Genomic DNA, 2,953 nt, shown 5'->3' with positions numbered 1-2,953 from the left:
GTGCTGAGGCGGGCCCGCCGCAGCGTGACCGACCACGTGCGCCCCGCGCGCCGGAGGCCGAGGACCACTTCGGACCCCTCGGCCGCCTCCGTACGGTCCCCGCGCAGCAGGGCGACCACCTCGGCGACCGGGCGCTTCTCGACGGTCCGGCCGTCGACCGACAGGAGCAGGTCGCCCGCGCGCGCCCCGGCCCGGTCCGCGGGCCCTCCCGGATGGACGTCCGTCACGGTCACGTCGCCCCGGGCCGAACGGCGCGCGGAGAGGCCGACCCCGGTGTACGTACCGTCGAGGGCCTGCTCGAACTCCTCGTACTCCCGCTCGTCGTACACCGCGCCCCAGCGGTCCCCGCTGCGGCTGACGACCTCCTCGGCGGCGTCGCTGCCGGACTTCCCGTCCGCCTCGGCGTCGGCCGCGGCGTCCGCGATCTCCTTCCGGTCCACCGGGACGATCACGGAGGAGACGGCCCGAGCCTCTGTGTCCACGCCCTCGGTGTCCTCCCGGGGCAGGGACCCGGTGGCCGCCGCGGTGGCCAGCACGCTGGCGAACACCAAGGTCAGGGCCGCCCCGCGGCAGAGGCCACGGGGTCCGAAACGGTGTGTATGGCCCGGCATGAGCCCGAGTGTAGGACAACGCCCCGTCGGCACACGGCTCGTCGGCCGCATGCCACACGGGGCGCTCGTCACACCTTCAGGTACTTGCGCAACGCGAACAGCGCGGCCACGGCGGGCATCAGAAGCCCGATGGCGAGGACCAGCGGAAGCTTGGTGAGTACCGCGTCCCAGCCGATGAAGTCGATCAGGTTCAGCTTCTCCTTGAGGGCCAGACCGCCGTCGATCAGGAAGTAGCGGGCGGCCAGCAGCAGTCCGCAGGCCAGGACGCCGCCGATCAGACCGGCGAAGGCGGCCTCCATGATGAACGGCATCTGGATGTAGAAGCCGGAGGCACCCACCAGCCGCATGATGCCCGTCTCACGTCTCCGGCTGAACGCCGAGACACGGACGGTGTTCACGATGAGCATCAGCGCGATGACGAGCATCAGCCCCATCAGGAACAGCGCGGCCACGTTCATGCCGTTCATCAGCCCGAAGAGGTTGTCCAGGATGCTGCGTTGGTCCTGGACGGACTGCACGCCGTCACGGCCCGCGAAGGCCGTCGCCACCACCTTGTACTTCTGCGGGTCCTTCAGCTTGACCCGGAACGACTCCTGCATCTGGTCCGGCGTGATGTTGCCGGCCATCGGCGAGTCGCCGAACTGCTCCTGGTAGTGCTTGTACGCCTCGTCGACCGTCTCGAAGAGAACCGGTTTCTGGACGACCTCCATCTTCTCCAGGTCGTCCTTGATCGCCTTCTTCTGCTCCGCCGTGACGGCGCCCTTGGCGCACTTGGGCACGTCCTTGGCGTCGTTCTTGTTGCAGAGGAAGATCGAGACGTTGACCTTGTCGTACCAGTAGGTCTTCATCGAGCTGACCTGCTCGCGCATCAACAGCGCGCCGCCGAACAGAGCGAGCGAGAGGGCGACGGAGACCACGACCGCGAAGGTCATCGTGAGGTTTCGACGAAGACCGACGCCGATCTCCGACAGGACGAACTGGGCGCGCATGGCGTCCTTTCAGTACTCGATGCTCGTGCGGGTGCTCAGTGCTGGTAGCCGTAGACGCCGCGCGCCTGGTCACGTACGAGACGGCCCTGCTCGAGCTCGATGACGCGCTTGCGCATCTGGTCGACGATGTTCTGGTCGTGGGTCGCCATGATCACGGTGGTGCCGGTCCGGTTGATCCGGTCCAGCAGCTTCATGATGCCCACGGAGGTCTGCGGGTCGAGGTTGCCGGTCGGCTCGTCCGCGATCAGCAGCATGGGGCGGTTGACGAACGCCCGCGCGATGGCGACACGTTGCTGCTCACCGCCGGAGAGTTCACCGGGCATCCGGTCCTCCTTGCCGCCGAGCCCCACGAGGTCCAGCACCTGCGGCACCGCCTTGCGGATCTCACCGCGCGGCTTGCCGATGACCTCCTGCGCGAAGGCCACGTTCTGGGCGACCGTCTTGTTGGGCAGCAGCCGGAAGTCCTGGAAGACCGTGCCCAGTTGGCGACGCATCTGCGGCACCTTCCAGTTGGACAGCCGGGCCAGGTCCTTGCCGAGGACGTGGACCGCGCCCTGACTGGCCCGCTCCTCACGGAGGATGAGCCTCATGAAGGTGGACTTGCCGGAGCCCGAGGACCCCACCAGGAAGACGAACTCGCCCTTCTCGATGTCGAGTGAGACATCCCTGAGAGCGGGGCGGCTCTGCCTCGGGTAGGTCTTGGAGACGTTGTCGAATCGGATCACGGATGCACCACGGTCGGCCGGGAGTAGGTGAGCGTGACCATACGCGAACCGGGCTGGGGCGTGCAGTCGGCGTCCGACAATGAGCGATTTATGCCGGAACGCGGCGGGGAACGAACCGGGGCGTGCCGGACCCCGGCCGTGCGGGCCGCGCCGAATCCCTCCCGAGCTGGCACAGTGGAGGGAAGGGGAACGGTTGCGTTTCCCGGAGCGTTGTGCGGAGAGGACGTGAACATGCGGCTCCGCCGCGCGGGAGGAGGAAAGCGCATGACCTATGACCGACTGGTGTGCGCGAACTGCGCGGCACCCGTGGCCGAGGGCCGCTGCCGCGTCTGCCGGGCGAGCCGGGAGCGCATGCAGGACCAGAGCCCGTTCGCCGGCCTCAATCCGGCGATGCTGATCGCGCTGATGGTGATCCTGGTGGCCGCCCTGGCCCTGCTGGCGCACCAGGCGGCCTGAGGCAGACGCCGGGCGTCGGCGAAGAGGCGTGTACGGGCGCTGAGGTTCCTCGGACACCGGAGGGGCCCGGGAGAAGCGTGACGCCTCTCCCGGGCCCTTCTGTGTACGTCTACGTACGTCTACGGCGCTCAGACAGCCGTACGGTTGCCCCCGGCCAGACGCGGCAGGATAC

At 68.5% G+C, this 2,953-nt stretch carries 4 protein-coding genes; 1 reads left to right on the top strand and 3 read right to left on the bottom strand.

Features of this window, described 5'->3' with window-relative positions:
- From IH13_RS0118290 to ftsE, 3 genes are all read right to left on the bottom strand, one after another.
- The coding region (locus IH13_RS0118290; RefSeq protein WP_037841719.1) for a S41 family peptidase at window positions 1–611 on the bottom strand (611 nt) is incomplete at its 3' end.
- Between the two features lie 68 nt (window positions 612–679).
- Window positions 680–1,600 carry a permease-like cell division protein FtsX gene (gene ftsX / locus IH13_RS0118285; RefSeq protein ID WP_031085768.1) on the bottom strand — a complete coding sequence of 307 codons (921 nt, stop codon included), beginning with the start codon at window positions 1,598–1,600 and terminating at the stop codon, window positions 680–682.
- A gap of 35 nt (window positions 1,601–1,635) precedes the next feature.
- Window positions 1,636–2,325, bottom strand: a complete 690-nt coding sequence (gene ftsE, locus IH13_RS0118280) for a cell division ATP-binding protein FtsE (protein WP_031085767.1) — start codon at window positions 2,323–2,325, stop codon at window positions 1,636–1,638.
- 264 nt (window positions 2,326–2,589) lie between these two features.
- Between ftsE and IH13_RS0118275 the strand changes: the two genes are divergently transcribed.
- Window positions 2,590–2,781 carry a hypothetical protein gene (locus IH13_RS0118275; protein ID WP_031085765.1) on the top strand — a complete coding sequence of 64 codons (192 nt, stop codon included), beginning with the start codon at window positions 2,590–2,592 and terminating at the stop codon, window positions 2,779–2,781.
- Window positions 2,782–2,953: the final 172 nt, after the last annotated feature.

It is taken from the genome of Streptomyces sp. NRRL WC-3549 (genome assembly GCF_000721935.1).
Taxonomy (GTDB): domain Bacteria; phylum Actinomycetota; class Actinomycetes; order Streptomycetales; family Streptomycetaceae; genus Streptomyces.
This window is presented reverse-complemented; position numbering and strand designations above follow the sequence as displayed.

Bases quoted from the DNA above. Each gene is read 5' to 3' on its own strand.
- ftsX (WP_031085768.1), bottom strand. From the start codon at position 1,600: ATGCGCGCCCAGTTCGTCCTGTCGGAGATCGGCGTCGGTCTTCGTCGA.
- IH13_RS0118275 (WP_031085765.1), top strand. From the start codon at position 2,590: ATGACCTATGACCGACTGGTGTGCGCGAACTGCGCGGCACCCGTGGCC.